The sequence below is a fragment of the Pelomonas sp. Root1217 genome (genome assembly GCF_001425705.1).
Taxonomy (GTDB): Bacteria; Pseudomonadota; Gammaproteobacteria; order Burkholderiales; family Burkholderiaceae_C; genus Pelomonas.
Genome location: NZ_LMDC01000023.1, coordinates 720,399 through 745,656, shown reverse-complemented (window position 1 = coordinate 745,656; position 25,258 = coordinate 720,399). Strand labels below are relative to the sequence as shown.

The 25,258-nt window shown below is 70.0% G+C and carries 30 protein-coding genes; 3 read left to right on the top strand and 27 right to left on the bottom strand.

Annotation, left to right across the window (positions count from 1 at the left end):
* The 4 genes from ASC95_RS17755 to ASC95_RS17740 form a co-directional block, all read right to left on the bottom strand.
* On the bottom strand, positions 1 to 1,334 hold a 1,334-nt coding region (locus ASC95_RS17755; RefSeq protein WP_235537960.1), incomplete at its 3' end, for an IS66 family transposase.
* 103 nt (positions 1,335 to 1,437) lie between these two features.
* Complete coding sequence (gene tnpB, locus ASC95_RS17750; protein ID WP_235537959.1) at positions 1,438 to 1,761, bottom strand: IS66 family insertion sequence element accessory protein TnpB; 324 nt, start codon at positions 1,759 to 1,761, stop codon at positions 1,438 to 1,440.
* A 5-nt stretch (positions 1,762 to 1,766) separates the two neighbouring features.
* Positions 1,767 to 2,111 (bottom strand): transposase, encoded by a 345-nt coding sequence (locus tag ASC95_RS17745; protein WP_057299023.1) that lies wholly within the window; start codon positions 2,109 to 2,111, stop codon positions 1,767 to 1,769.
* 320 nt (positions 2,112 to 2,431) lie between these two features.
* Positions 2,432 to 2,749, bottom strand: a complete 318-nt coding sequence (locus tag ASC95_RS17740; protein WP_057299022.1) for a hypothetical protein — start codon at positions 2,747 to 2,749, stop codon at positions 2,432 to 2,434.
* Between the two features lie 112 nt (positions 2,750 to 2,861).
* Between ASC95_RS17740 and ASC95_RS17735 the strand changes: the two genes are divergently transcribed.
* Together ASC95_RS17735 and ASC95_RS17730 are read left to right on the top strand one after the other, a co-directional pair.
* On the top strand, positions 2,862 to 3,242 hold the full coding sequence (locus ASC95_RS17735; protein ID WP_057299021.1) for a hypothetical protein: 381 nt from the start codon (positions 2,862 to 2,864) through the stop codon (positions 3,240 to 3,242).
* Complete coding sequence (locus ASC95_RS17730; RefSeq protein ID WP_057299020.1) at positions 3,239 to 4,006, top strand: helix-turn-helix domain-containing protein; 768 nt, start codon at positions 3,239 to 3,241, stop codon at positions 4,004 to 4,006. Before ASC95_RS17735 ends, ASC95_RS17730 begins: the two co-directional genes overlap by 4 nt.
* Before the next feature lie 41 nt (positions 4,007 to 4,047).
* Here the strand turns inward: ASC95_RS17730 and lepB are convergent, their stop codons facing one another.
* On the bottom strand, positions 4,048 to 4,959 hold the full coding sequence (gene lepB / locus ASC95_RS17725; RefSeq protein WP_057299019.1) for a signal peptidase I: 912 nt from the start codon (positions 4,957 to 4,959) through the stop codon (positions 4,048 to 4,050).
* 269 nt (positions 4,960 to 5,228) lie between these two features.
* Here lepB and ASC95_RS17720 point away from each other — a divergent pair, with 269 nt between their 5' ends.
* Positions 5,229 to 5,447 carry a hypothetical protein gene (locus ASC95_RS17720; protein ID WP_157256375.1) on the top strand — a complete coding sequence of 73 codons (219 nt, stop codon included), beginning with the start codon at positions 5,229 to 5,231 and terminating at the stop codon, positions 5,445 to 5,447.
* On the opposite strand, the gene ASC95_RS17715 is transcribed toward ASC95_RS17720, so the two are convergent.
* From ASC95_RS17715 to ASC95_RS17605, 22 genes are all read right to left on the bottom strand, one after another.
* Positions 5,444 to 6,058 (bottom strand): hypothetical protein, encoded by a 615-nt coding sequence (locus ASC95_RS17715; protein ID WP_057299017.1) that lies wholly within the window; start codon positions 6,056 to 6,058, stop codon positions 5,444 to 5,446. The genes ASC95_RS17720 and ASC95_RS17715 overlap by 4 nt on opposite strands.
* Positions 6,059 to 6,379: 321 nt before the next feature.
* Positions 6,380 to 7,171, bottom strand: coding sequence for a hypothetical protein (locus tag ASC95_RS17705; RefSeq protein WP_057299015.1), 792 nt, complete (start codon positions 7,169 to 7,171; stop codon positions 6,380 to 6,382).
* A gap of 85 nt (positions 7,172 to 7,256) precedes the next feature.
* The gene (locus tag ASC95_RS32275; RefSeq protein WP_162250795.1) at positions 7,257 to 8,996 is read right to left on the bottom strand and encodes a TIGR02594 family protein; all 1,740 of its coding nucleotides are present in this window, start codon (positions 8,994 to 8,996) and stop codon (positions 7,257 to 7,259) included.
* A gap of 152 nt (positions 8,997 to 9,148) precedes the next feature.
* The gene (gene sctT, locus ASC95_RS17695; RefSeq protein ID WP_057299013.1) at positions 9,149 to 9,934 is read right to left on the bottom strand and encodes a type III secretion system export apparatus subunit SctT; all 786 of its coding nucleotides are present in this window, start codon (positions 9,932 to 9,934) and stop codon (positions 9,149 to 9,151) included.
* Positions 9,934 to 10,209: a type III secretion system export apparatus subunit SctS gene (gene sctS, locus ASC95_RS17690; RefSeq protein WP_057299012.1), complete on the bottom strand. Its 276-nt coding sequence runs from the start codon at positions 10,207 to 10,209 to the stop codon at positions 9,934 to 9,936. The genes sctT and sctS overlap by 1 nt, the downstream gene beginning before the upstream one ends.
* 97 nt (positions 10,210 to 10,306) lie before the next feature.
* On the bottom strand, positions 10,307 to 10,972 hold the full coding sequence (gene sctR, locus ASC95_RS17685) for a type III secretion system export apparatus subunit SctR (protein ID WP_057299011.1): 666 nt from the start codon (positions 10,970 to 10,972) through the stop codon (positions 10,307 to 10,309).
* A gap of 2 nt (positions 10,973 to 10,974) precedes the next feature.
* Positions 10,975 to 11,652: a hypothetical protein gene (locus tag ASC95_RS17680; RefSeq protein ID WP_057299010.1), complete on the bottom strand. Its 678-nt coding sequence runs from the start codon at positions 11,650 to 11,652 to the stop codon at positions 10,975 to 10,977.
* Complete coding sequence (locus ASC95_RS17675) at positions 11,649 to 12,290, bottom strand: response regulator transcription factor (RefSeq protein WP_057299009.1); 642 nt, start codon at positions 12,288 to 12,290, stop codon at positions 11,649 to 11,651. Before ASC95_RS17675 ends, ASC95_RS17680 begins: the two co-directional genes overlap by 4 nt.
* Positions 12,287 to 13,351: a sensor histidine kinase gene (locus ASC95_RS17670; RefSeq protein WP_057299008.1), complete on the bottom strand. Its 1,065-nt coding sequence runs from the start codon at positions 13,349 to 13,351 to the stop codon at positions 12,287 to 12,289. The genes ASC95_RS17675 and ASC95_RS17670 overlap by 4 nt, the downstream gene beginning before the upstream one ends.
* The gene (locus tag ASC95_RS17665) at positions 13,348 to 14,466 is read right to left on the bottom strand and encodes a hypothetical protein (RefSeq protein ID WP_057299007.1); all 1,119 of its coding nucleotides are present in this window, start codon (positions 14,464 to 14,466) and stop codon (positions 13,348 to 13,350) included. The genes ASC95_RS17670 and ASC95_RS17665 overlap by 4 nt, the downstream gene beginning before the upstream one ends.
* A gap of 73 nt (positions 14,467 to 14,539) precedes the next feature.
* Positions 14,540 to 15,121 (bottom strand): hypothetical protein, encoded by a 582-nt coding sequence (locus tag ASC95_RS17660; protein ID WP_057299006.1) that lies wholly within the window; start codon positions 15,119 to 15,121, stop codon positions 14,540 to 14,542.
* 1 nt (position 15,122) lies between these two features.
* Complete coding sequence (locus tag ASC95_RS17655; protein ID WP_157256374.1) at positions 15,123 to 15,596, bottom strand: hypothetical protein; 474 nt, start codon at positions 15,594 to 15,596, stop codon at positions 15,123 to 15,125.
* Positions 15,593 to 16,927 carry a FliI/YscN family ATPase gene (locus ASC95_RS17650; protein ID WP_057299004.1) on the bottom strand — a complete coding sequence of 445 codons (1,335 nt, stop codon included), beginning with the start codon at positions 16,925 to 16,927 and terminating at the stop codon, positions 15,593 to 15,595. Before ASC95_RS17650 ends, ASC95_RS17655 begins: the two co-directional genes overlap by 4 nt.
* Positions 16,924 to 17,559, bottom strand: coding sequence for a FliH/SctL family protein (locus ASC95_RS17645; protein WP_057299003.1), 636 nt, complete (start codon positions 17,557 to 17,559; stop codon positions 16,924 to 16,926). The genes ASC95_RS17650 and ASC95_RS17645 overlap by 4 nt, the downstream gene beginning before the upstream one ends.
* Entirely contained in the window at positions 17,556 to 18,071 is a 516-nt protein-coding gene (locus ASC95_RS17640) for a hypothetical protein (RefSeq protein ID WP_057299002.1), read from the bottom strand. Before ASC95_RS17640 ends, ASC95_RS17645 begins: the two co-directional genes overlap by 4 nt.
* The gene (sctJ, locus tag ASC95_RS17635; RefSeq protein WP_057299001.1) at positions 18,064 to 18,807 is read right to left on the bottom strand and encodes a type III secretion system inner membrane ring lipoprotein SctJ; all 744 of its coding nucleotides are present in this window, start codon (positions 18,805 to 18,807) and stop codon (positions 18,064 to 18,066) included. Before sctJ ends, ASC95_RS17640 begins: the two co-directional genes overlap by 8 nt.
* Positions 18,808 to 18,898: 91 nt before the next feature.
* Positions 18,899 to 19,291 carry a hypothetical protein gene (locus tag ASC95_RS31420; RefSeq protein ID WP_057299000.1) on the bottom strand — a complete coding sequence of 131 codons (393 nt, stop codon included), beginning with the start codon at positions 19,289 to 19,291 and terminating at the stop codon, positions 18,899 to 18,901.
* The gene (locus ASC95_RS17625) at positions 19,288 to 19,587 is read right to left on the bottom strand and encodes a hypothetical protein (protein WP_056201148.1); all 300 of its coding nucleotides are present in this window, start codon (positions 19,585 to 19,587) and stop codon (positions 19,288 to 19,290) included. The genes ASC95_RS31420 and ASC95_RS17625 overlap by 4 nt, the downstream gene beginning before the upstream one ends.
* Before the next feature lie 47 nt (positions 19,588 to 19,634).
* Positions 19,635 to 20,636 (bottom strand): hypothetical protein, encoded by a 1,002-nt coding sequence (locus ASC95_RS17620; protein WP_057298999.1) that lies wholly within the window; start codon positions 20,634 to 20,636, stop codon positions 19,635 to 19,637.
* Between the two features lie 4 nt (positions 20,637 to 20,640).
* The gene (gene sctC / locus ASC95_RS17615; RefSeq protein WP_057298998.1) at positions 20,641 to 22,479 is read right to left on the bottom strand and encodes a type III secretion system outer membrane ring subunit SctC; all 1,839 of its coding nucleotides are present in this window, start codon (positions 22,477 to 22,479) and stop codon (positions 20,641 to 20,643) included.
* Positions 22,476 to 24,479, bottom strand: a complete 2,004-nt coding sequence (locus ASC95_RS17610) for a flagellar biosynthesis protein FlhA (protein WP_082567872.1) — start codon at positions 24,477 to 24,479, stop codon at positions 22,476 to 22,478. Before ASC95_RS17610 ends, sctC begins: the two co-directional genes overlap by 4 nt.
* Positions 24,476 to 25,225, bottom strand: coding sequence for a lytic transglycosylase domain-containing protein (locus ASC95_RS17605; RefSeq protein ID WP_157256373.1), 750 nt, complete (start codon positions 25,223 to 25,225; stop codon positions 24,476 to 24,478). The genes ASC95_RS17610 and ASC95_RS17605 overlap by 4 nt, the downstream gene beginning before the upstream one ends.
* Between the last annotated feature and the right edge of the window lie 33 nt (positions 25,226 to 25,258).

The window sequence follows — 25,258 nt, the reverse complement described above, 5'->3', positions numbered from 1 at the left end:
CGCTTGCCCGCGCGCAAGCTGCCCGCGAAGAGCCAGTTCTGCCGCCCCAGCGCAATGGGCCGGATGCGGTTCTCCACCCAGTTGTTGTCGATGGGCAGGTCACCGTCATCGAGGTAGCGAGTCAGCGCCGCCCAGCGCTTGAGGCTGTAGTCGATGGCTCTTGCGGTGGCTGAGCCATCCGGCACTYGCTGGCGCTGTTGCCGCAGCCACTGGTTCAGTGCATCGGCCACCGGCCGGGCTGCTCGGCGGGCTTCAAGCCTGGCTTGGCTGTCAGCGTTGACCGCTGCTCGCTCCACCTCATAGAGCTGGCCGAAGAACTTCAGCGCCTGCTCGCCAACTTGGCTGCCGTTGTTGGCCCAGAGTTCATGGAACTTGCGCCGTGCGTGCGCCATGCAGCCGACCTCCGTCACGCCCAGCTCGAAGCAAGCCTTGTAGCCGGCGAAGTCGTCACAGACGAGCTTGCCTTGCCAAGCTGGCGTGCCTGGCGTCCCGGGCAGTCCGAGGAAGTTGCGGGCGTGCTGGCCACCTCGGCTGTCGGCGAAGTCGAAGACGACGGCCTGCAGCGGGCCGAACTGCGTGCTGCAGTAGCTCCACAGGTAGGCGCGGTGTGTCTTGCCGTGGCCGGGCTTGAGCATGGCAACGGGAGTCTCGTCGGCGTGAAGCACCGGCTGGCGCCGCAGTTCCGCAGCCAGCGCGTCCACCAGCGGCTGCAGCTGCACACCGCACTCGCCAACCCACTGGGCCAGTGTGGAGCGCGCGATGGCGTGCCCGGCACGCTCGAAGATGGCCTCCTGTCGGTACAGCGGCAGGTGGTCCAGGTACTTGGCGACCAGCACCTGGGCCAGCAGGCCGGTCGTCGGCAGGCCCTTGTCGATGATGTGCGGCGCGACCGGCGCCTGCACGATCCGCTCGCAGCACTTGCAGACCCACTTACCGCGGATATGGCGCTCGACGGTGAAGACGCCGGGCTGGTAGTCGAGCTTCTCGGCCACGTCCTCGCCGATGCGTTGCATGGCCTGGCCGCAACCGCAGGTGGTGTTCGTGGGTTCATGGCACACGTCGCGGCGCGGCAGGTGCGCCGGTAGCTTCTCGCGCCGGGGCTGTTGCCGCTTGCCAGCGGCGCGGACTGGCTGCAGTGCCTCAATCTCGGCGGCCACCGCCGCCAGGTCGCTGTCCAGCGTCTCGTCCAGCAGGCTCTTCTGCTCGGCGTTGAACCGCTCGCTCTGCGCAGCGAACTTCAGTCGCTTGAGCAGTGCGTTCTCGTGCGTGAGCTTCTCGATGACGGCCTGCTTGAATGCACCCTCTGCGCGTGCAGCCCGCAGGGCATCGCGCAGTTGGTGGGCATCGAGCGTGTCGAGGTCGTCGGCAATCACGAGTGGTGATGCTGCCTGCCCCGCGCCGCGCCGGCCATCGGCAGATGCAGCAATGGACGCGCGGCTACAGCAGCGTGATGACGCCGGCCTCGCCGACGTGCTGCCAGGGCAGGCCAAGCACCAGGGCGTCGAACTGAGTGCGGCTCAGGCTCAGCGTGCCGGTCACATCGCGGGGCCAGACGAAGCGGCCCGCGTTAAGGCGGCGAGCTGCCAGCCACACCCCGATACCGTCATGCACCAGCACCTTCATCCGGTTGGCGCGGCGGTTGGCGAAGAGGTAGGCGTGGTGAGGACGTGCGGCGCCGAAGACCGCGACCACGCGCCGCAGGGCAGCGTCGGTGCCGGCCCGCATGTCCAGCGGTTCGACCGCCAGCCACACCGCATCCACCCGGATCAACGCAGCATCTCGCGCAGCCAGGCGGCGCAGGAAGCGGCGCCCGCCATTGGCCAACGAACCCGTACATGGACCGGGCCGCGCTGCAGTTCCAGTTCGATGGACTGCGGCAGCTCGCACGGTGGCGCTTCCGTGACCACCGACACCGGCACGAACGCAGGGGAGCCAGCGGGCTCGCCATCGTGCTCAGCCAGGCGCCGCCACTTGTGCACGAGGTTGGCGTTGAGGCCGTAGCTCATCGCCACCTGGGCCACGGATGCACCAGGTGCCGCGCATGCGGCAATGACTTGACGCTTCAGGTCTGCATCGTGTCGCCGGCGACTGGTCGGCTTGGCGTCTGACATGGTGTCCACCTAACTTGTNGGTGCCGCGCATGCGGCAATGACTTGACGCTTCAGGTCTGCATCGTGTCGCCGGCGACTGGTCGGCTTGGCGTCTGACATGGTGTCCACCTAACTTGTTTGGTGGACACCATCCTGGCCGGCACGGGCTCGCCGTTCAAGGTGAGTTCGCTGGACGCTTACCGCCCATGTGCCGGCGGCCGTCTTCAACGAAAAGCGCGGAGCCATCCTGGCCGGCTTTCTGGCGCGGCCCAGGCTCTACGGCACACCGGCCCTGCACGAGCGCTTTGAGGCGCGGGCACGTACCAATCTGCAGGCCGCGCTCAGCGGCTTGGCACAGCCGGCCCCGCCTTGAACTCGCTACGGCCCGAAGGCTTGAGCAGCAGATAGAGCAGCGGCCCGAACGAGCCGGCCGCCAGCGTGATCAGCGCGAACGGCCAGACCGTGCGGCCGGTCTGCCGCGCGTCGCGCCAGATGAAGCCCAGCGCGATCCATGACATGAGGACCAGGTCCAGCAGCACCTGCCAGGCACCGAGGCTGCTCATGCCGGCCTGCCAGATGCCGAGGTAGCCGACCTGCCACATCACATAGGTCGAGAAGGCACCGAAGGCGGCGAGAGCGAGGATCAGGACGGTTCTCATGACGATCTCCTTTGGGGGGGTTGATGGCCTCATGCTCACCAGTCGCGTGCATCGCCGCAATGACCTCGGAGGTCATCGCGGCAGCGCGATGCATGGCCTATGGTCTGGCCTCATGAAGTTGTTCGTGCCCCTCGCGCTGGCCCTCGTCGCCTTGCTGCATGCGCTGCCGCTGGCTGGCGTGCTGGGTGCGGCCAAGCTGTCAAAGCTCTACGGCGTCGATGCCCGCGACCCCGCGCTGGAGCTGCTGCTGCGCCACCGCGCCGTGCTCTTTGGCCTGCTCGCGGCCCTTCTCGCCTGGGCCGCCTGGCAGCCGGCGCTGCGCGGTCTCGGGCTCGTCGCGGGCCTCGTCAGCGTCGCGTCCTTCCTGCTGCTGGCCTTGCAGGCCGGTCCGCTATCGTCGGCCCTGGGCACCGTATTCAAGCTGGATGTCTTCGCGCTGATCCTTCTGCTCGCCGCCGGCATCGTCCATTTGCTAACCACGCCATCCCAATGACCGCCACCCTCGCCACCCTGCGCAAATCGCGCCGCGTCAGCCAGCTGGAGCTCTCGCTGCGCGCCGGCGTCTCGCAACGCCATCTCAGCTGCATCGAAACCGGCCGTGCGCGCGCCGGCCGAGAGACGCTGATCGCCCTGCTCGACTCTCTTGGCGCGACGCTGCAGGAGCGCAACCAGGCCCTGCTGGCCGCCGGCTACGCGCCCGCACACACGGAGCGCGCGCTGGAAGCACCAGAGATGGCGCCGGTGCGCGCCGCGCTGGAGCAGCTGATCCACGCCAACGGCGCGGCGCCGGCCCTGGTGCTGGACGGCGAATACAACGTCGTCATGGCCAACGAGGGCCTGGCGCGGTTGATGACACTGCTGGGCTTGCCGGGCCAGGCGATGCTCGGCCAGCCGCTGAACCTGCTGCGCGCCATCTTTGCGCCTGGCGGCCTGCGCTCACTGTGTGTGGACGAGGCCTGGCTGTGCGGCGAGATGTGGGCCCGCGCCTGCCGCGAGGCCGAGCACCTGCCGCGGCTGCGCGCGCTGCTGGACGAGCTGCGCCCGACGCTGCAGCCCTGGGCCGCGGTCGAGACCGGCAACCTGCCGGTGCTGGCCTTTCGCCTGCGTGCGGCGGACGGCCGGGTGCTGAGCTTCTTCTCGACCATCACCAGCTTTGGCACGCCGCTGGACATCACGCTGGCGTCGCTGAAGGTGGAGCACCTCTTTCCCAGCGATGAGGCGACGCGTTTGGCTTTGGCGGACGGAAGGGCCGGCTGACAGGCGGGCCTCGGAACCCTGAAGCCGGCGCCGCCTCGCCTTCACGACCCCACGAACACGACCTTGCCGACGATGTGATCGGCTGGCAGGAAACCCCACATCCGGCTGTCGCGGCTGTTGTCGCGGTGGTCGCCAAGGGTGAAGAAGTGACCGGGCGGCACTTCGCAGACCATCTCGTCAACGGTGTAGGTGCATTTCTCGGAGAAGGGGAACTTCGAGTCGGGCCGCAGGAAGAAGGGCTGCTCGCCGATCAGCACGGCGTGTTCGCTGCCGGGCAGGGTCTCGACAAATCGAGGAATGGTCCGTCTGGATTCGGGATCGACGTAATCCCCAGCGGGCCGCAGCGGCACGGCCGCGTCGTTGATGAACAGCTGCTTGCCGCGGTAGGCGATGCGGTCGCCAGGCAGGCCGACCAGGCGCTTGACGAAAACGACGGATCGGTCCTCGGGAAACTCGAAGACGATCAAGTCGCCTCGGGACAGAGGCGAAGAGAGAGTCGTGCGAAGAAAGGTCTTGCCGAAAGTGCCGTAGTTGCCATAGCCCCATTTCTGGACGATGAGGTTGGCGCCGGCAGGGATGGTCGGCAGCATGGACGACGAAGGGGCGCGAAAGGGCTCGAAGAAGAAGGCCCTGAAGAGCAGCACCGCCGCGACGACGCCAGCGACGACGCCCAGGATGCCGTACCAGCGGCTATAGCCCGGGCGTGGCTTCTCGTCGGGGTAGTGCTTGGCGCGCCGGTACGCATGCGATGCCCCCGCGACCATGAGCAGCAGCGCGGCGGCATTGGCCGGCAGCCTCCATGCCGGCGACAGGAAGCCGACAACACCCACCACGACGCTCAGAGCGAAATAGGCCAGGGCCGCCCTGGCGTGCGCGGCATAGAGCATGCCGACCGGTGGGGAAAGGAGACCGAGGACCGCTGCAATCCACTTCTTGGGTTTGTTGTTGGGCATGGGTGTCGAGAGGGTGGCGATAGGACCTGCATGTGCGTGGCGGCGCATGATGCCAGCGTGCTTGAGCCGGCTGGGCACGGCACCATCCAGCGGACTTGCGGCTTCGAATCGCCCGCCGGGCGGCAATCCGCCACACGCCGTTCAACGGCGTGCCCGGCGCGGACCTGTCCGTTGCCTAGGATGCACGGCTGGATCGCCCGGGCTGCTGCCACGCAAGCCTCGCCGACCCTGCCGCGGCACGGTGCCGCGCGATGCAGACGCTTTCTTTGATGAAACTTCCCACCGTCGTGGCAACGGACGCTGTCGTCCGGTCCATTGAACTGGCCCAGGTCCAAGCCTCTCGCAGGGTCGCCATGGGCCCGCAGCCCCTGATCAGCCAGATGCCCCTGCAACAGGCGATCACCGTGACCAGCCTTGGGGGCCAATCCACGCGCGCCGTCTTTGGCGTCGTGGGCGTGGCCCGCTACGAGGCGGTCGGCAAGCTTTAGCGCCCGGCCCGACTCAGGCTCTCGACAAAGGCCGCGCAGGCCCGGCTGGCATCGGGATGGCTGCGCCAGCTTTGCGCGAATGCGCGCAGGGCCGCGCGCACCTCGCGCGGCATGGTGCCGTCCAGCGGGTCGTCGGCGACGGCGCACAGGTGACCTGCGTAGAGCAGGCGTGCCTCGGCGTCGCAGTCCAGCAATTCCATCACCGCGCCGGCCAGGGTCTGGAACTGCTCGGGCGACAACTCCGGCGCTCCTCGCGACTCGCCCGTGCGGGGCCAGGCGGCCAGGCACAGGTATTCGATGGGCCCCAGGCTGCGCCGCTGCACGCCAGCTTGATGCGCACCCCAAGCCGCGCGCGAGCCGCTGGGCAGGCGGCCCTGGCAGAGGGATTGCGCCAGCGTCTGGGCGACGGCGGCACGGGCGGCGTATTCGCCACGCAGATTGACTTCGGCCAGCACACGCAAAAAGGCCGGGTAGAGCTGGTCGCCCAGGCCGTTGCAGACGGTCTCCATCAGCGCGATGGCGCCTTCCTGGCGGGGGCCGAGGTCGAGGCAGCCGCCAATGAGCGCCTGGGCCGCTTCGACCCAGCGCGGCTGGGCCAGCAGTTCAGGCAACGAGGGCGGCGAGCACGCGCTCCGCGTGCTGCTGCACGGACAGTCCGCGCTGGTCGACCGCCACGTCGGCACGCAGCGTGGCGCCGCCGCCGGCACCCAGCCCGTCCATCCAGGCCGGTTCACCGGCACGCGGCGCCGCCGCAGGGGCATTCAGCGGGCGGAGGGACGCGGTGGAAAACAGCGAGGCGGAGGAGGAAAGCGGGGCGCCGATCATGGCTGTGGCGGAGGTGGGTGGCAGTTGAGGGTCAGCTTAGCGAAGCTCATCCGCCAAGGCGACTGCGGCTGCCCCTAATTCGTGGGTCTGGATATTTTGACGAGCGCTCAGCCCGGCTTGCAGGTTGAAAACACCGCCGGTGAGGTGTTGAACCACGACAGGCGCCACCCCTGGGCAGTCCAGCGCGCCTCGAAGGCGCCGGTGCTCACGCGGTTGTCGGCCACCCTGGACAGCGGTGGCTTGTCCAGTTGCGGGGTGTCGATGGCTTTCAGCATCGTGCCGATGTCGGTGCCGGACTCCGTCGTGACGATGCCGGGGATGCAGGTCGCGGCATTGCGGATGACGGACGCGGGTGCCTTGACGGTGCCGGAGTCCGGGGAGAACTCCAGCTGGGGCAACGACAGGCGTTGCAGCAGCTCGCCGTCACGCCTGGCAATGGCCTCGCGCAGCTGGCGCCAGAACAGCACGAAGGCCGCGTCCCGGTCCACGCCGGCCTTGCAGGCCTTGCCTTGGGTGGACAGCGCGATGGCCGCCGGCAGCGCGATCGTGCCGCAGCCGGCGGGCTGCAGGGCCAGCGTGTAGCCCTCGTTGCCCACGCGCTTCACGATCGCCTGGTAGCGCTTGTTGCCTTCGACCTCGTCGGTCCAGGCAAATCGCACTGATCCGTCGGGCTGCGCGACGCCGGCGCCCTGCGACTGCACGCTGCATTCATGCGTGCCGGAGGTCGCATACACGCCCGCCCCCAGCAACGCGCCGCCGGCTTCGTAGCTGATGTTGGCGGTGAGGTTGTCGCTGGGGTGGCAGACCAACTGCGTGGGCAGCGGGTCTTTGGTGACCTGGGCCTGCGCGTTGAACACGGCAAGCAGCGAGGCGATCAAGGGCAGCAGGGAGCGGGCCATCGGTCCAATGCAAAAGGGATGGCGGGCCAGTATCCCGGCCCGCACCGCCGTGCGTGCAACCCAACCGTGGGATGGACGGACGCGCTCAAGGCGCCCTGCGCACGCCAATGGCTTCGGACAGCGAGCGTACCTTCTCGTTGACGCCGTCGGGGTTGCCGGGCCCGTTGCCCTGGTTGCCGCCGACCACCTTCACGCGGCCGTCGGCCAGCACGGCCTCGACGATGGCGACGTGGCCCTGCGCCGGGTTGTTGCCGCGCGGGAAGACGATGACGTCGCCCGGCTTCACATGCGCCGCGTCCTTGGGCACGGACGTGCCCCAGTTCAGCCAGCTGCGCGCGGCGGCGCTGTTGGTGCCTGGCACGCCGGCCTGCTTCATCGTCCAGTTGACGAAGGAAGAGCACCACGAGGTCTCGTCGTTCCTGGCCTTCAAGGACGTGGCCTGGTGGTACTCCAGCACGCGCGGGTTGTCGCGCCCGCCGCTGATCTCCTTGGTGCCGATCTCGCCGCGGGCAACATCCAGGATGCGCGCGGCCTTGCCGGTCCCCGAAGCTGAGGCCGGCACCGCGGCGGCCGGGGTCGGCGCGGTGGCGGTGCCGTTGAGCAAGCCCTGACGGTTCAGCGCGCTGTCGACCGCGTCGGTGCGGCGCTTCTGGTCGGCGCGGATGACGGCCTGCACCTGGGCTTCGGTCGCCGTGCCGTGCACCTGCCGGTTGGCGATGTTGACGAAGCCGCTGCCTGCCTGGCCCCCGCCGCTGAGCCGGAAGCGCTGTCCGGTGGAGGCGTCGACGTAGCTGTTCACGCGCAGGTTGGTGATATGCGCCGCGTCGATGGGCTGGCCGCGCAGCGTGCCGAGCTGGTTCAGGAAGCGGCCGGCGGCGCTGGGCGACTGGTTGTACAGGTCCAGGTAGGCCGAGGCCAGGCGCGCATTGTTCGGGTCCAGCCCGGCGCGGCGCGCGGCCGCCTCGTAGGCCGGCAGCTGGCCCTGCAGCGTCGTCAGCTGGCGGCGGTCGGCATCGGCGGGGCTGGAGGCTGCATGCTGGTAGGAGAAGGAGCCGCGGTTGTGCACCGCGTTGCCCGGGTCGGTGTGGCCACCATAGGCCGCGGTGAAGCCGCCGTCGGGGCGGCGCGTGCCTTCGGCATTGCCGATGACGATGGCGGCCAGCGCGTTCGAGCCCAGCGACGGGTCGGTGAAGCGCTGCAGGTTCAGCGTCGGCTGGTTGCGCGTGCCGTCGGTGCGCGCCAGCGCGGGCTCGGCGATCTGGCGCTGCGTCACATCGCGCTTCCCGGTGGGGTCGGCGTTGAGCGCCCGGGTCATCCCCAGTTCCACGGTGGACTGTGCCGAGCCGCTGGCGATGGCGGCCTTGCCGATGTCGCTGCGGTAGCGAGGGTCCGTCATGTAGACCGGCAGCAGCGTGTCGTGCACCAGGCCGACGGAGCCGACGACAGGCAGGCCGTCCACCAGATGGCCCACCGACGGCAGGTTCAGCGTGTCGCCGACGTGGATCAGGTCGGCGTTGCGCACCTGCGGGTTCGCGCTCACCAGCGCCTGCAGCGTCAGGCCGTGGTCGGCCGCGATGTGCTGCATCGTGTCACCGCGCTGGACGGTGTAGTGCGTCGCCGGGATCGTCAGGTGGCTGCCCGGGTAGATGACGTCCGGGTTGCGCACCTGCGGGTTGGCGTCCAGCAGCGCCTGCACCGACACGCCGTTGGATTTGGCGATGCGGCTCAGGCTGTCGCCGTGCTGCACCTCGTAGCTGCGGCCGGCGGGCGGCGGCGTGTCGTTCACGGCCGGGGAGGCCGACGTGGTTCGGGTAACGATGCTCATGGGGTGCCCTTGGCGTTGTCCTGATGGGGCGATGAGCTCATCGCGCATCGCGTCGGTCAGCCCATTTCAGACCAGCGCCGCGGACCGGGCAATTGCGGGCGCTGCTATTTCAGAACGTACGGCCGGGCTCGCGCTAGGGTTGGCCGCAATGCTCAGTGGAACAACCGCTTCATGAGGTCCGTCACCACGCTGGGCCGCGCCAGCAGCTCCTCGTTCAACAGCGCCACCAGGCTGCCCAGTTGCAGCAGCAGCACCAGATGGCCCACCACGGCCTTGATGGACATGGACAGGCTGAACACATTGAGCTGCTGGGCATAGCGGTTGATCAGGCCCAGCACGCCGTCCACCAGGTAGAGCAGCACGAGCGACGGTGCTGCCACCATCAGGGCCAGGCGCAGCATGCGGCCGAACTCGGCCTCTATGGCCAGCATGCCGGCCGGCAGCAGCTGCCAGGCGCCATGGACGGGCCACAGCGCGAAAGTGTCCAGCAGCAGCGCGGCGAACAGCATGAAGCCCCCCGAGGCCATGAAGACCCAGCTCGCCAGGCGCGCCAGGAAGGCGCCGGTCAGCGAGGTCTGGTGGCCCGAGAGCGGGTCCAGCACCTGGGCCTGGGACGAGCCCACCTTGGTGTCGATGAGCTGGCCGGCCATCTCGAAGGACCACATCAACCCGGCGAACAGGAAGCCCATCGCCGCTCCCAGCATGGCCTCGCGGCCGTAGAGCATCGCCCACTGCCAGCCGCTCAGCTGCAACGGCTTGATCTCCTGCACCAGCAGGCCGAGCAGGCCCAGGGCAACGAACAGCGAGTTGCGAATCAGCGCCGGGATCAGGTCCTGCGTGAACAGCGGCACCAGCAGGAAGGCCACCGCCGCACGCATGGTGGACAGGCCGAGCAGCAGGACGGCATCGGTGGGATGGCCGATCCAGAAGTCCAGCATCACTGATTGATCTTGACCATGCCGGGGAACTCGCTGAAGACCTTGTCGCCGAGCCGGTAGAGGCTGCCGCCCAGCAGCGAGGCGGTGATGAAGATGGTGACGACGATGGCGAAGAACTTGGCCACGTACTGCACCGTCTGCTCCTGCAGCTGCGTGGCCGCCTGGATGAAGGCAATCAGCAACCCGACGATGGCCGCCACGAGGATCGGCGGCGCCGACAACAGCAGCACCAGCCACAGCGCCTGCTGGGTGAGTTGGATGACTTCGCTGTTCACGGCAGCCCTCTAAGTTGGAAATGCAACCACAGAGGCACTGAGGCACAGAGGAAGTAGCTCTCCGTTTCTCTGTGCCTCTGTGGTTGCCTTTGGACTTTCATGTCTGGTAAGTCAACACGAGGCCATGGGTCAATTTCACCCAGCCATCGATCAGCACGAACAGCAGCAGCTTGAAGGGCAGCGACACCGTCGTGGGGGACAGCATCTGCATGCCCATGGCCATCAGGATGTTGGAGATGACGAGGTCGATGACGAGGAAGGGCAGGAAGATCAGGAAGCCGATCTCGAAGGCCACCGTCAGCTCGCTGACCGTGAAGGCCGGAACGATGACGAGGAAGTCGCGCTCGCTCAAGGCCTGGGCCTGCTCGGGCTTGAGGCTGCGCTGCGCCGTCTTCAGGAAAAAGGCGCGCTCCAGCGGCCGGCTGTGCTTGATCAGGAACTCGCGCAGCGGTTCCTTGGCAACGTCGGCCGCGGCCACCATCTGGCTGGTCGACGCCGAGGCGGCCTTGGTGGCCGGCATGGCGCTCAGGCTTTCCTGCATCTCCACGCCCACCGGGTACATGACGTAGATGCTCAGCACCAGGGCCAGGCCGTTCATGACGACGTTGGGCGGCACCTGCTGCAGGCCCATGGCATTGCGCAGCAGGCTGAGCACGACGACGAGCTTGGTGAAGGACGTGATCATCACGGCCACGAAGGGCGCCAGCGCCAGCAGGATGACGGTGATGAGGGCCGAGGCCGGGGTAAAGGTGCTGAGATCCATGCTCAGAGGGAATCGATGCGCAAGGCCTGGCCGGTGCCCCAGGGGATGAGGCGGCCACGGGCCCGCGTCACCTCGGGCCGCGAAGCGTCGATGAGCTGGCAGTGCATGGGCACGGCAGGCAGCGCATCGCTCCAGCCCATCACGACCTCCAGCGGCAGCGGCTGTTCCCAGCGCGCCACCAGCTGCCACGGCGGCTCACCCGCGGCCTCAGCCCGCGCGCGTGGCTGGCAAGTGGCCGGCGCTTCAAGCAGCAGCAGCCCGCCCGGCTCGAGCGCGGCCAGTTCCTCCTCGGCCAGCCGCCAGTGGGCCAGCACGCATTCAGCCGGCGTCGCATGCCATTGCAGGCCCGGCACTTCAGGTGCTTTGCCCAGTGCGCGCAACGTCGCCCAGGGCAGCGACAGCTGCGCCTGCACCTCGGCGCCCCGCCAGCTGGCCTGGGCACCACTCACGCTGATGGCGCCCGACTGCGCCACCCATTGCCAATCCGCCGCAGACACGAGGCCCGCGGCCGCCAGGGCGTCCAGCAGTTCGCCCGCCAGGTCCAGCACGACGGCGGCCTCGGCGGCGCAGGACACCAGATCGCCCGTCTCGAAATCATCGGCGCTGATGCACAGCCGCGCCTGGCCGCACAGGTAGTGCCAGGTCGACGCCTGCGTCAGTGCTTGGGGAATGAAGCTCATGCCCGACGACTCACCATGATGCGGGTCAGCTCGGTGACCGAACGCGCCTTCATCTTGCGCATGCCGCGCGAGCGGTACAGCTCCACGCTCTTCAGCGACAGCTTGATCTCGTCGGCGATGTTCTTGTTCATCAGGCCCTTGACGACCAGGGACAGCACCTGGCGCTCGCGCGGCGACAGCGTCTGCGAGCGGCGCTCGAACTCCTCGCGCGAGCCTTCCACCTCGGTGTCGATGCCGGCGTCCACGTCCGTGGGTGCAAAGGCGCGGTCCAGGGCCGCGCTCAGCGCCACGTCGTCCAGCGGCTTCTCCAGCAGCGAGACGGCGCCGCGCTTTTGCATCGCGGCCACGGCCAGCGGCACGTCGGCATGGCCGCTCATGTAGATGACGGGCAGGTGGATGCCGCGCTCGCGCAGCGCGTCGTGCAGGTCGAGCCCCGACAGCTCGGGCATGCGCACGTCCAGCATCAGGCAGGTGGACTCGGGCCAGGTCGTGCCCACGGCCACGCGGGCCAGGGACTGCAGCGCATCGCGCGGGTCGCCCCAGTCGCGCACCTGGCAGCCGAAGCCTTCGAGCCAGAAGCGCAGTGAGTCGCGGAACTCGTGGTTGTCGTCCACCACGTAGATTTGCCGAGGGGTCATGTCGTCCTCTCCTGAGTGGGGGGTGTTGCCGCTGCCGTCATCACCGGCAGGGCGAAATGAAAGCAGCAGCCGCCGGCGTCGCGGCGCGTGAACCAGAGCCGGCCCTGGTGCATCTCGATCAGCGAGCGGCAGATGGACAGCCCCAGGCCCATGCCATTGGGCTTGGTGGAGCTGAAGGGCACGAACAGCCGGGCCTCGGTCTGCGGCGTGATGCCGGGGCCGTTGTCGCCCACGCGCAGCTCGGCGCGGGCGCCGTCGACGATCAGCTCGACGTCGATCAGCGGCTCGGCCGGCCGGTCCAGGCGCAGTGCGTCCAGCGCATTGCGCAGCAGGTTGATCAGCACCTGCTGCAGCATGACGGCATCGCCCTGCACTGGCACGGGCTGCAGCGGCAGGCGCAGCACCAGGCGCACGGCCTCGCGCTGCAGGTCCCAGTCGAGCAGGCCAAGGCTCTGGTGCACGAGCTCGACGAGATCCAGCCTCTCGGTTTTGGGTTGGCGCGACTGTGTGTACTCGCGCACCCGGCCGATGATCTGGCTGGCATACGTGACCTGCTGCACCGCCTTGTCCAGTGCTGCCAGCTCGTCGGTGTCATCCGGATGGCGGCGGGCCAGGCGCAGCTTGAGGCCGCGCAGCAGGTTGGCGGTGGCGCCGATGGGCTGGTTCAGCTCATGCGCCAGCACGCTGCCCATCTCGCTGACCGTCAGCGAGCGCGACGTGAACAGCAGGCCTTCGCGGTCGTCGAGCTGGCGCTGCAGGTGGTGCAGGCGTTCGCGCTCGTCATCCAGGCGCAGCAGCACATGGCGGGCGTCCAGGGCCACGCGCTGGGCCACGTACTCGCCGCTCACGCCGCAGCGCATGCGCACGCCCAGCGGCGCCACGAGCGCGCTGGCCAGGCCATGCAGGGGCTGGGCCCAGTCCTCGGCCAGGCCGCCGACCTCGCCCGGCAGCAGGGCCTGCATGGGCGCGTTGAGCGCGACGAGGAAGTCGCCATCGAAGATGGCCAGCGCATCGCCCAGCTCGCCCAGGGCGTGCAGCAGATCAGCGTCGACGCGGTTCATGGAAATTCCCTGGGCCACAGGGCCTGGTTGCACAACAGCCAGGTGATCGACGGTCGCGCGGCGAGCAGCGCCCGCAGGCTGGCGCTCGCGGGGGCCTGCACCAGCACCTCGGTCCAATGGGCCAGTACCGAAGATCCCGCCGGTGCGACGTCATCCAGGCGCAGCTCGCAGCTGACCTGGCCCGGCGCGGGCACCGCACCTCCGGCCAGGTCGCGCAGCGTGCGCGGTCGGCCCTGGGGGCCTAGCGCCAGGCGCACGGTCCACCAACGCTCGACCGTGGCCGGACGGGCCGTGCGCCAACGTGCCGGCCAGCGCCGCCATTGCCAGGTGGCGGCATCGCGGCTGGCTTGCAGGCAGGCCAGGCCGGCTGGGCTGGCCAGTAGCACCGGCAGGCCGACGCGCCAGGCCTGCAGGGCCGGGCGCAGGGCTGCCGCGGCGGCGGGCGCGAGCGTCGCCTCGCGCAGCCGGGCCAGCAGCAGCAGCGCCCACGGCGGCATCGCCTCGGCCTCGATGGCCTCAGGCGTCGGTAGCATCGGCGGCTCCTGCTCGTCCGGCGCATCGCGGCCTGCGTCCTCGAACAGCTGCCGCCAGCTGGCGGCGTCCTGCGCGCGCCAGCGCAGCTCGGGGCCGTTCTGCAGCGTCAGCGGTGCCATCAGCACCGGCGCCATCGGCAGCACGGTCGCACCCGCATCGGCAAGCCGCAGGGCGGCCATCGGCGTGTCGCCGAGCAACCCGGTCGATGGTGCCTGCACCGGCGACGGTGCGGCCGGCTTGTCCTGCGATGCCTGCAATGGGAGCGTCACAGCCACCGTCGGTACGTCGGAAGCGGCCAGCGGCTGCGGCAGTGCGGCCGCTGCAGCTTGAGGCTCGTGGGCGTGCTGGACCTGGTGCGCCTGATGCGCATGAGGGGCCTGCAGCAGCGGGCTGGCCTCGCTGGGCAGGTTCGGCGCGCTCAGCGGCTGGGCTGCCTCCGTCGGCTGCGGCTGCTGATGGGGCTGGCCAGCTTCCACGCTGCCCGCACCTTGCGCCTCACCCAGCGAGGCTTGGATCAGGGCCTGCCACGCCTCCCAGGTCTCGGCCGGCGACAGGGCCTGGATGGCGGTGATACCGCTCATTGGTGCACCCTTCGGCCTTCGGCCTGTCCCGCCAAGCGGGAGCGAGCTTGCTTGGGGCGGCCCGGCACTGCGCTCATGATTCCACCTCGTCGACAGGCCGGCGCCGCTTGTCTGTTCGTGCGCCGTCGCGCAGGCGCGACCTCAGCACGTCATGCCCGGCATCACGCAGCCGCTTGTCCAGGTCGCTCAGTTGCTGCCGGGCCTGGGTCTGGGCGACCTGCGGCACGCGCAGCTCCAGGTTCAGTGGCGCCAGCGGCTGGGCCTGTTCGACGTGCAACTGCCAGGCCGGCCCGGCCGCCGCGGGCAGCTCGACTTGCCAGATGCGAGCCTCAGGACTCGCCAACGGACGAGGTTCGCCGAGCTGGCGCATCGCCGCGAGGCGTTCCGTGGTGGGCGTGGCCGCGACGCCGCGGACCTCCGTCATTTCGGGTGCCGGATCGCGCGCGGCCCGCGCCATCGGCGGGACGATGGGCAGTACAGGCTCGGGCTCGGATTTGTCCTGCTCGCGCAGGCGCAGGTAGGCGTTGCGCCAGTCAGACTCGTCACCCGCCTCGCGGTGGGTGTCCTGAACTGGCAGGGCCTGCGGCGTCGCCATGGCAGGTCGCGCGCGCAGCGGCATCGCGACCGAGGGCACCATGATCGGGAGCAGCTTCATGTCAGTGCACCGCCCGGCAGGCGTCTTCGGCTTCCAGTTCGGCCTGCTGCTCGCGGGCTTGGCTGATCTGGCGGCGCTGGTCCTTCAGCGTCGCATCCACGGCGTCTTCGCGGGCCTGGGCCCGGGCAAGCTCGGCACGGCGCCGTTGCACCTCGGCCTGGGCCTGTTCCAGCGTCTCGCGTTCGTCGAGCAAGGCGTACTCATCGCGCTCCAGCCGCTCGCCCAGGGCCTCGCCATGGGCCTGGACCTGGTGCACCCAGCGAGGCATGTCGGCGCTGCCGGCGCCACCCCAATGAAACGCCAACTCGACGATCAGCCGGCGGCCCTGCTCGATGCGGGCCTCGCGGTCCTCGACCGCGGCGACGGCCTGGCGCTCTTCGGACTGCGCCTGCGCCAGCGCCTGGCGCGCGCGCTGCACGCGCAGCTGGCGCAGGCGCAGCCATTGGCGTGCCTCGGTGTCGGACAGCAAGTTCACGACACGATCTCCCGCAGATGCTGCAGGCAGCCGTCCCAGTCGCTGGGTTCGTGCGTGGCCTGCTGCAGCAAGGCCTTGATCTGCGGCATGCATTCGATGGCCTGATCGGCCAGCGGGTCGCTGCCGGCCTGGTACTCGCCCACCCGCAGCAGGAACTCGACCTCCTTGTGCCGTGCCAGCAGCGCGCGCAGATGGGCGGCGTCGCGCTGCTGCTCGGGCGTGGTCACGCGGGTGAAGACACGGCTGGCGCTGGCCAGTACGTCGATGGCCGGGTAATGCTGGGCCTGGGCCAGCGCACGCGACAGCACCAGGTGGCCGTCGAGGATGGAGCGCACTTCTTCAGCGACCGGGTCGTTGCCGTCCTCGTCTTCGGCCAGCACCGTGTAGAAGGCGGTGATGGAACCGTGAGCGTCATTACCGGCGCGCTCGAACAGACGCGGCAGCTCGGCGAACACCGACGGCGGATAGCCGCGCCGCACGGCCGGCTCGTTGGCGGCCAGGCCGATCTCGCGCAGGCCGCGCGCGAAGCGGGTCACCGAGTCCATCATCAGCACGACACGTGAGCCCTGCGCACGAAAGCCTTCAGCAATCGCCGTAGCGGCGTAGGCGGCGCGCACCCGCTCCAGCGCGGGCCGGTCCGACGTCGAGACGACGACGACCGAGCGGGCCAGGCCCTCGGGGCCGAGGCTGTCTTCCAGGAACTCGCGCACCTCGCGGCCGCGCTCGCCGATCATGCCGATGACATTGACCTCGGCCCGTGTGCTGCGCGCCAGCATGCCCAGCAGCGTGGACTTGCCGCCGCCCGCCATCGCGAAGATGCCCAGGCGTTGGCCTTCGCCAACCGTCAGCAGGGCATCGATGGCGCGCACGCCGCACACCAGCGGCTCATGCACCGGTCGGCGCTGCAGTGGCGACGGCGCATCGCGATACAGGGGCACGCGTGGCAGCAGGTCCAGCGGCGGCCCCCCATCCAGCGGCTGGCCAAAGGCGTCGATAACGCGACCCAACAGCCCCGGGCCGCTGGGCAGCTGCGCGGCCTCGTGCAATACCTCCACGGCGGCGCCCACCGGCAAGCCCTGCAGCGAGCCCAGCGGCGCGAGCATGGCCTCGTGACCCTGGAAGCCGATGACCTCGGCCAGCAGGCCCTCGTCCTGCGGGCGCGAGGGATCGAAGACGCGGCAGCTCTGGCCGACGCGCGCCTGCACACCGGTGGCGCGCATCAGCGTGCCGCCCGCCTGCACGACACGGCCCAGCGTGGCGACGGTGCGGGTGCGCTGCAGGCTGCGGCGCAGCGTGTCGGTCCCGACCTCGACGTCCAGGCTCAGCGTCATGGCTTGAGCCCCCAGGCGCGGGCCAGCCTTTGCACTTGCGTCGCCACGCCCGCATCGGCGCTGCCGAACTCCGTGACAAGGCGGCAGTCGGTTTCGACGAGTTCGGCGTCGGCCACGATCTCGGCCTGCGCCAAGCCGGTCTTGTTCTCGGGGTCGGCGGCCTGCAGCGCGTCGTGCAAGTTGGGCAGCTGGCTGGGGTGCACCTGCAGCCGCCAGGTGCGCGCGGGCAGCAGCTCGCGCGCAGCCTGTGCGGCCAGGCGCGCGAGGCGCTCTTCGGCGGGCACCTGGCCGAGCAGCTTCTGAAAGATGTCCAGCGCCAGGCCGGCCACTTCGCGCTGCAGTCGCAGGCGTTCATCCTCGTGAGCACACGTGAGTCGAGCCAGCGTGTCGGCTCGGTGCGCGCGCGACTCGGCCTCGGCCTGGGCCAGGCCCTGCTTCAATCCCTCGGCCCGCGCGCGCTCGCAGGCGGCGTCGATGCGCGACTGCTCCTGCGCCAGCAGCTCGTGCAGGGCGTCGAGCAGCTGCTGCGCATCCTGCAAGGCCGGTACCTCGGCGGCACGCAGCACGCGCCGGTCCGAGGCGATGCCCAACCTGGCCTGGGGGTCGCGATGCCAGAGCATGAAGTTGTTCATTGAATGACCCTTGCCTGCAAGGCCAGCGTTTCACGCAATACCGCCTGGGCCGTGGCCTGAGGCATCACCCAGGCTGCGACCGGCCCGAGCCGGCGGCTGGCGGCGTGGCGCAGCGAGCCATGCGGCAGCCCGGCCAGCAGCACCGCCGCGCCGGCTTCGGTGAAGCGCTGGCTCAAGGCTTCCGGCGTCGTGACGTCGGGCCAGTCGCTCAGGCTGGCCGGCAGTCCGGCGGGCAGAGCCGGCCAGTCCTGCGCACTGCGCAGCGCCCGCCACCAGGGCACGCCCAGGGCGGTGCGCGCCAGCTCCCGCAGCGGCCCGGCGATCCACAGCCGCAGCGCCGGCGCGGCGAGCACGGAGCCGCAGCGCCGGGCCAGTGCCAGCAGTTCATCGCGCTCCAGCGCGAGCCAGGCCGGGGCTGCGTCGAGCTGCGCCCAGCTCAGCGTGCGGGCCTCCACCGGCGCGTCTTCGAGCAGGCGGCGTGCGACGCGCGCGCGCAGCTGGCGTTCAGTCATGGCCGCCCCCTTCCAGTGCGAGCTGGGTTTGAGCGCGGCGGCGGCGCCAACCCAACCAGCCCGCCGCACCCAGGCTGGCCGAGCCCAGCGTGATGGCCAGCACCAACGGCACCGTGGCCTGGCTTTCGGGCACGGGTGGGGCGACCGGCGTGGGCTCGGCCGCGAAGGCGACGACCGAGACGCTTTCATACGGCAGGCCCTCGACGCTGTTGACGACCAGCGCGCGCACCTTGGGCAGCAGCGCGTCGACATTGAGGCCGGGGCGGTGCTTGATCATCACGGAGGCCGACGAGGGCTGGACCTTGTCGGACAGCGGGTGGSGCTCGGGCACCACCAGCGTCACGCGAGCCTGCAGCACGCCGTCGATGCTGGTCAGCGTGTGCGACAGCTCCTGCGACAGCGCGTGCATCAGGCGGGCGCGCTCTTCGACCGGCGTCGACACGAAGCCCTCGCGCTTGAAGACCTTGCCCAGGCTGTCGTAGTCCTCGCGGGGCAGGCCCTGGGCCTTGAGGATCTGCACCGCGCGGGCGAAGTCGGCCTCGCCCGTGAGCACCTCGAAGCCGTCTTCGCGTGCATGCTTTTGCGCCGGCACGCCGGCCAGGCGCAGCGCCGAGACCATGTCGTTGGCCTGGCGCTCGTCGAGCTTCGCGTAGAGGGCCTGCTCGCCGCAGGCGGCGAGCAGGCCGACCAAGGCCAAGCCCACCACGCGCGGCAGCGGCTTTCTGACGAAATGCAACCACAGAGGCACAGAGGCACGGAGAAAGACCAGGCTTCTCTGTGCTCGCCTCTGTGCCTCTGTGTCTCTGTGGTTGGCTTCGGTTTTCATTTCAAGACTGCTGCCTGAACAGCTGTTGCAGACCTTCGGACGTGCGATTGGCAATGTTCGAAGTCAGCTGGCAATGGAACATGAACTCCTGGCAGCGCACCGTCAGGTTGACGAGTTCGCCCGGTGTCAGTTCCTGGCCCGAGGCCGCCGCCAGGCGGGCGTCGCGCCCGAGCGACGACGCTTCGGCGTTGATGTGGTCCAGCGGCTGGACGAGACGTTGCATGGCCTGGGCGGGCGACTCGGCCGGGCCCAGGCGCTGCACCGCGCTCGCCATGGCGCGCTCGAAGCCCGCCACGTCGGCCGTTGGCGCGACCTGGCCGAGGCTGGACAGCGAAGCCCCCGGGCCGAGCTGGACGTCGGCCACCGGGGCGGCGATGGCGAGGCCGGGTGTCACTGCTTGCGCGCCATGGTTTCGAGGGCGGAACCGACCGTCGAGACGGCGGTGTGCGAGCTGCTGGCCAGGAAGCTCATCTTCAGCGACATGGCGGTCAACTCGGTCACGGCGGAGGGCGTGTCGCCACCGTTGTTCATCGCGTTGGAGGCCGTCTCGATGTCGCCGGCCTGCTTGTCCAGGGCTTTGCCCCAGGCATCGGCCATGGCTTCGAACCAGGAGCCGCCGCCGTTGGTCTTGCCACCCGTGGAACCGTTTACGGGTGCGGCGGCGAGGGTGTTGAGAAGTGCGTTGGACATGGGAGTCTCCTTGTGGGAGGGTTGGGGAAAGTGGGCGAAACAGGCGGTCAGAGGGTCAGCCGCGTTTGCTGGCCATCGCGCTCGACGATGACGGCGCGCTCGGCGATCTGCACGACGCGGTGTCCGCTGGGCAGCAGGGCGCCGCTGAAGTAGCGGCTGCCGTCGGCGGTGATGAAGTAGGGGCTGTCGGCGTTGTCAACGACGGCCACCAGGCGCTTGGCCGGATCGTCGGGCGCCGGGGCGGGCGCGGCGGCCGTGGTCACGGGAGGCCGGTTGTCGATGCGCAGCGTGGGCAGGTGGGCGATGTCGCGCTTGGCTGCGGCGGCGGCGGCCTGCACCCGCGTGGCATCGCGCTCCTGCGTGCGCAGCACCAGCTCGCCTTCGGGCGACCAGGCCGCCTGCGCGGCGATGCCGTACAGGCGGAAGACCTCGACCGCACTGGCCAGCAGGTCGGGCGCCGTTGCAGCGGTGGCCGCCTGGGCAGGCGGTACGACCTTGGCCACGGCCTGGCCGGCTTCGCGCAGCGTGCCGCCACGCCAGGCCAGCGACACGCCGCCGACGACCATGACCAAGCCCAGCGCCGTCAGCACACCTTCGAGCACGGGGCGGGCGCGCGGTGCGGCGGTGGGCGCGCGCATGCCTTGTGCGCGTTCACTGGCGGGCAGCTCGGGGCCGTCATGCAGCACGGGCTCGGGCCAGTAGTCCTGGTCGGCCGGGCCATAGGCCACGATCGCATCACCCAGCTGCAGCCGCTGGCCCGGCGCCCAGGCGTGGATGGCGGCACCCGGCATCAGGGCGCGTTCGGCCAGCACGGCATGCCCGGAGACGAGCTGCAGGCCGACGCGGCCGGCACCCGACGGGATCACGCGCAGCTGGAAGTCGATCTCGCTGGCGAGCAGGATGTCGGCGAACTGGGTGTCGGCCTGGTTGGCCGAGTTCAGGCCGCAGACCAGCAGGTCGTGCTGCGCGTCCAGCCGGGCACGCGCGCCGAGCTGGCGGCCGGCCAGCACGCGGAGTTCGAGCAACGAGGCGGGGAGGTGGGACTTCATGGCATCACTCCTGCTGAGCAGCACCTTCGCTGCCGGTCGCGCCGGTGGGCGCGGCCGAACTGGCCGAACTCGCCGGGCTGGCCGGATTGGCAAGCGGCTGGCGGGCTCTTTCCATCACATCGGCCGTGGCCTTGCTGCTGGCCAGGCGTGGCGTGATGAGGAACATGCGTTCGATGCGCTGACCGCCCTTGCGCTGGGTCTTGAAGAGATTGCCCAGCAGCGGGATGTCGCCCAACACCGGCACCTTGTCGACGCCGGCCGTGGAGCTGTCGCGCACCATGCCGCCGATCAGCAGGCTCTCGCCCTCGGAGATCAGGGCCTGGGTGTTGATGCCCGAGCGTTCGACGATGGGCAGGTTGTCCACGCTCTGACCGGTCAGCCCGCCGTCCTCGATCTGCACCAGCAGCTTGATGCGCGCGGCTTCGTCGCCCTCTTTGAACACGTGGGGCGTGACGCGCAGCCGCGTGCCGGCGGTGACGTTGAAGAGGTCGACGTCCTCGCGGCCGGCGACGCGCACGTAGTAGGTCGAGCTGTTGTCGAACACCGCCTCGACGTTGGACAGCGTGACGACCTGCGGGCTGCTGACAACCTTGGCCGCACCATCACTCTGCAGCGCCGTGATGCGGGCGACGAAGGGATAGCGGTCGCCGATGACGGCGGAGATGACGCCGCCCTTGGCGCTGGGTGTCGGGTCCTGCTGGCCGTTCAGGCGGTTGTCGCTGGCCGTGCCGTTGCCGAACATCAGGCTGGACAGGCCGTGGTTGTAGCGCCAGTTGATGCCGAGCTCGCGCATGCGATCGGTGTTGATGTCGATGATGGTGGCCTCGATCTCCAGCGACTGGGGCTCGACGTCCAGCGACTTGATGAGGGCGGCATAACGATCCAGCCGCTCGGGCAGGTCGCGCACGATGACGGCGTTCAGGCGCGGGTCGGCTTCGATGCGCGGTGCGAAGTCGGGCGGCGGCGGGGGCTCGGCGGCGTCCTGGCCCGGCTGGCCGTAGCCGACCTGGGTGAGGGCGGCGACGAGGGTGTCGGTGCCGCGCACGCCGGGCGCGGCGTCGTCGACGAGGCCGAGCGTCGTGGTGTTGCCCGCACTGCGCATCGCGCCGCCCCCCGCGCGCTGGCTGCCCTGGGCGCGCGTCGGGTCGGTGGCCATGGCGACGCGGGCCTTGTTCGGCTGGCCAACCAGCGAGCGCAGGATGCTGGCCACGCCGGGCAGCGTGCTTTGCTGGCCGCCGAAGCTCATCGGCACGTCCTGGGCCCAGGCGTAGCGCAGGTAGAAGATGCGGTAGTCCGGCAGCGGTTGCTGCTGCTGAGGCGCCCAGGACTTCATCGCCACGGCGGTCGTGCCGGGGCGCACCTGTCGCACCAGCTCGTCGACCTGCTGCACGAAGCGCTTGGCGCCCACGGCGAGCAGGGCGCCGTCGTCGCTGAACTTCAGCGTGTTGCGCGTATCGGGCAGCTGCAGGGCCTGTGCGGCGCGCTGCACCTGCGAGGCAGCGGCGGGTGTGAGCAGGTAGCTGCGCGTCTGGGTGTCGCCGGCCGGTGCGATGTAGAGCACGCCGCCGTCGTAGTAGCTGAGCAGGTTGTAGGCGCGGCTCAAGTCGCGCAGCAGCTTGGCCGGCGTGCCCTCGAAGCGGCCGTTGACCTGGCCCTGCACGCCGGTGGCGACGACGGGGATGTCGCTGCCCGAGAACAGGCCCTGCAGGAACTGCTCGATGGGCTGGTCGCGCGCCTCCAGCTTGACGGCGCGCAGCCCTTCCGGCAGCGGCGCCGCGGACAGCGGCAGGGTTTGGGCCAGCAGCAGCATGGCCGCCGCGGTGATCTTGAGGTTTGAGGTCATGCGGCGAGCAGTGCTGCCTGTGGGGAAGGCGCCTGAATTGAAGCGTTGGGGCTGGACCCCGGCGGGGGCAGGTGGTGCAGCGGCGTGAGCCGCAGCGTCGGCAGCAGTTCGTGGAAGGACAGCACGGGGGTGTCGAAGCACTCGGTCTCGATGAGCTTGCGCAGATGCCAGCGCAGGTCCACGGCGCAGACCAGGGCCTGCGGCCGCAGCGCCTCGACCTGGGCCTGCACATCGGCAGCGAGCTGGCGCGCCATGTCGGGCGAGATGGCGAGCTGGGCGGCGCCGCCGCTGACATGCAGGTTCTGGCGCAGCAGCGCCTCCAGCTCGGGCGACAGCATCAGCGCCTGCAGCTCGCCGCTGGGGCAGATGCGGTGGTGGGTCTGGCGGCGCAGCGCAATGCGCGTCATCTCCGTCAGCGCCTGCACATCCTTCTCGCGCTGGCTGGCGTCGGCGAGCGCTTCCAGGATGTCGCGCAGGTTGCGGATCGAGACCTCCTCGGCGACGAGGCGGCGCAGCACCTCGGTGACCTTCTGCACCGGCAGCGCGCGCAGCACTTCCTTGACGACATCGGCCAGCTCGGCCTGGGCGCGGGTCAGCAGCTCGCTGGTTTCCTGGATGCCGATGAACAGCGAGGCGTTGCGGCGCAGCGCCTGGCGCACCAGCTCGGCCAGGGCCGCGGCGTCGCCGGCCTGGCCGCCTTCGGAAAGCGGCACCTCATGCGCGAGCAGGCGCCAACCCTCGCGGCCGAGGCGGCCGTGCAGGGCCACGCGCGGCAGCGGCAAGCCCTGGTCGAGCTGCAGTTCGTCCAGCATCGCCTCGACGGCCCGCGTCACCGCCAGCCCACCGTCACCGAGCATGGGTTGCGGCAGCTCCAGCAGCAGCGGCACGGAGGGCCGCACGCGCAGCTGCGCCGTCTTGAACGCACCGGCCTCGGGCTTGCTGCGGCGGGGATTGAGCTGGGGCATGCGCCGGGTCAGCCAGTCGCGGCCCCTGGGCATCAACAACACGCCGGCCGTGCCAAAGACGAGGGCGAGCAGGCCGAACACCAGCGGTGGGAACCCGGGCACCGTGGCCAGAAGCACGCAGATGCCGGCGGCCATCAGGTGCACGCGTGGCTTGGCGCCCAGCTGCTTGCGGATGGCGTCGCCGAGGTGGCGGTCGTTCTCGTCGTCGTTGGTTCGAGTGACCAAGAGGCCCGCGGCCATCGCACCGAGCAGCGCCGGGATCTGCGCCACCATGCCCTCGCCGATGGACAGGATGGAGTAGCGGTGCACGGCGTCCCCCATGCTGAGGTCCTGCTGCAGCACGCCGATGGCCAGGCCACCCAGCAGGTTGATGAGGATGATGATGATGCCGGCGATGGCGTCGCCCTTGACGAACTTCATCGCGCCGTCGAGGCTGCCATGCAGCTTGCTCTCAAGCTCCAGCGTGCGGCGGCGGCGCTTGGCTTCGTCCTTGTCGATTAGGCCGGAGCGCAGATCCGAGTCGATGGACAGCTGCTTGCCCGGCATGGCGTCCAGCGAGAAGCGCGCCGCCACCTCGGCCACGCGCTCGGCGCCCTTGGCGATGACAATGAACTGCACCACCGTGATGATGAGGAACACCACCAGGCCGACCACCAGGTTGCCGCCCGCCACGAGCTTGCCGAAGGTGGCGATGATGTGGCCGCCATCGGCGTGCAGCAGGATCAGCCGCGTGGTGGCGATGGACAGGGCCAGCCGGAACAGCGTCGTCATCAGCAGCACGCTCGGGAAGACCGAGAACTCCAGCGGTCCGGCCACGTAGACGGCGATCAGGATCAACACCAGCCCCGAGGCGATGTTGACGGCCACCAGCAGGTCGATCAGCCACAGCGGCAGCGGCAGCACCATCAGGGCGACGATGGCGACGATGCCGGCGACGAGGAAGAGGTCGCTGAAGCGGGCGATCAGGCCCTCGCGCGGCTGGTCGGCCGCGGCGAAGTAGCCGGACAGGCCGTCGGGGCGCTTCGCGGCGCTCATGCCTGGGCTCCGAACCGGCGGCGCAGTTCGATGTAGACCGCCATGACGTTGCGCACGTAGGCCTGCGTCTCGGCAAAGGGCGGCACGCGCCGGCCGTGGCGTTCGACGGCACCCTCGCCGGCGTTGTAGGCGGCCAGTACCAGGCGCAGGTCATTGCCGAAGCGGGCCTGCAGCTGCTTGAGGTATTTCGCCGAGGCTTCGAGATTCGTCTCGGGGCTCAGCAGCGCGCGCTCCGCCTCGGCCACGCCCAGGCCGCGGCCGGTGGCGGGCATGACCTGCATCAGCCCACGCGCGCCGGCTGCCGAGATGGCCTGGCTCTGGTGGCGCGACTCGATGTGGGCCAGGGCGTGCAGCAGCAAGGGGTCGATGCCATGGCGCTGGGCCACTTCGGCCATCAACGGCGCCAGGGCGCGGATGCGGGCCTGCGCGGCGGCGTCGCGGACCGGTGCGGATCGGATCACGGCCGGTGCCGGCGGCAGTGCCGCAGGTACAGGGGGTGGCACTTCGATGGCAGGCGCCTCGGGCTCCGGCAATTCGACCGGTGCCGAGCGGCTCCTGACGAGCGTGGCCAGGCAAAGCTTCTCGGTCAGCGCGAAGCCGCTGTCGCCTGCGGCCGGGGCAGCATCCAGCAGCGCCTCGGCGGAAGGGGACGGGCAGTTCGGCGCGGCGGCGAATGCCCCCATCAGCGGGGCCGCGCCTAACGCACCGGTCGCCATGACCTGGCAGATCCGTTGGAGTCCGAACACTTGTCTTCCCTGCTTTTTGGACCGGGCGGACTA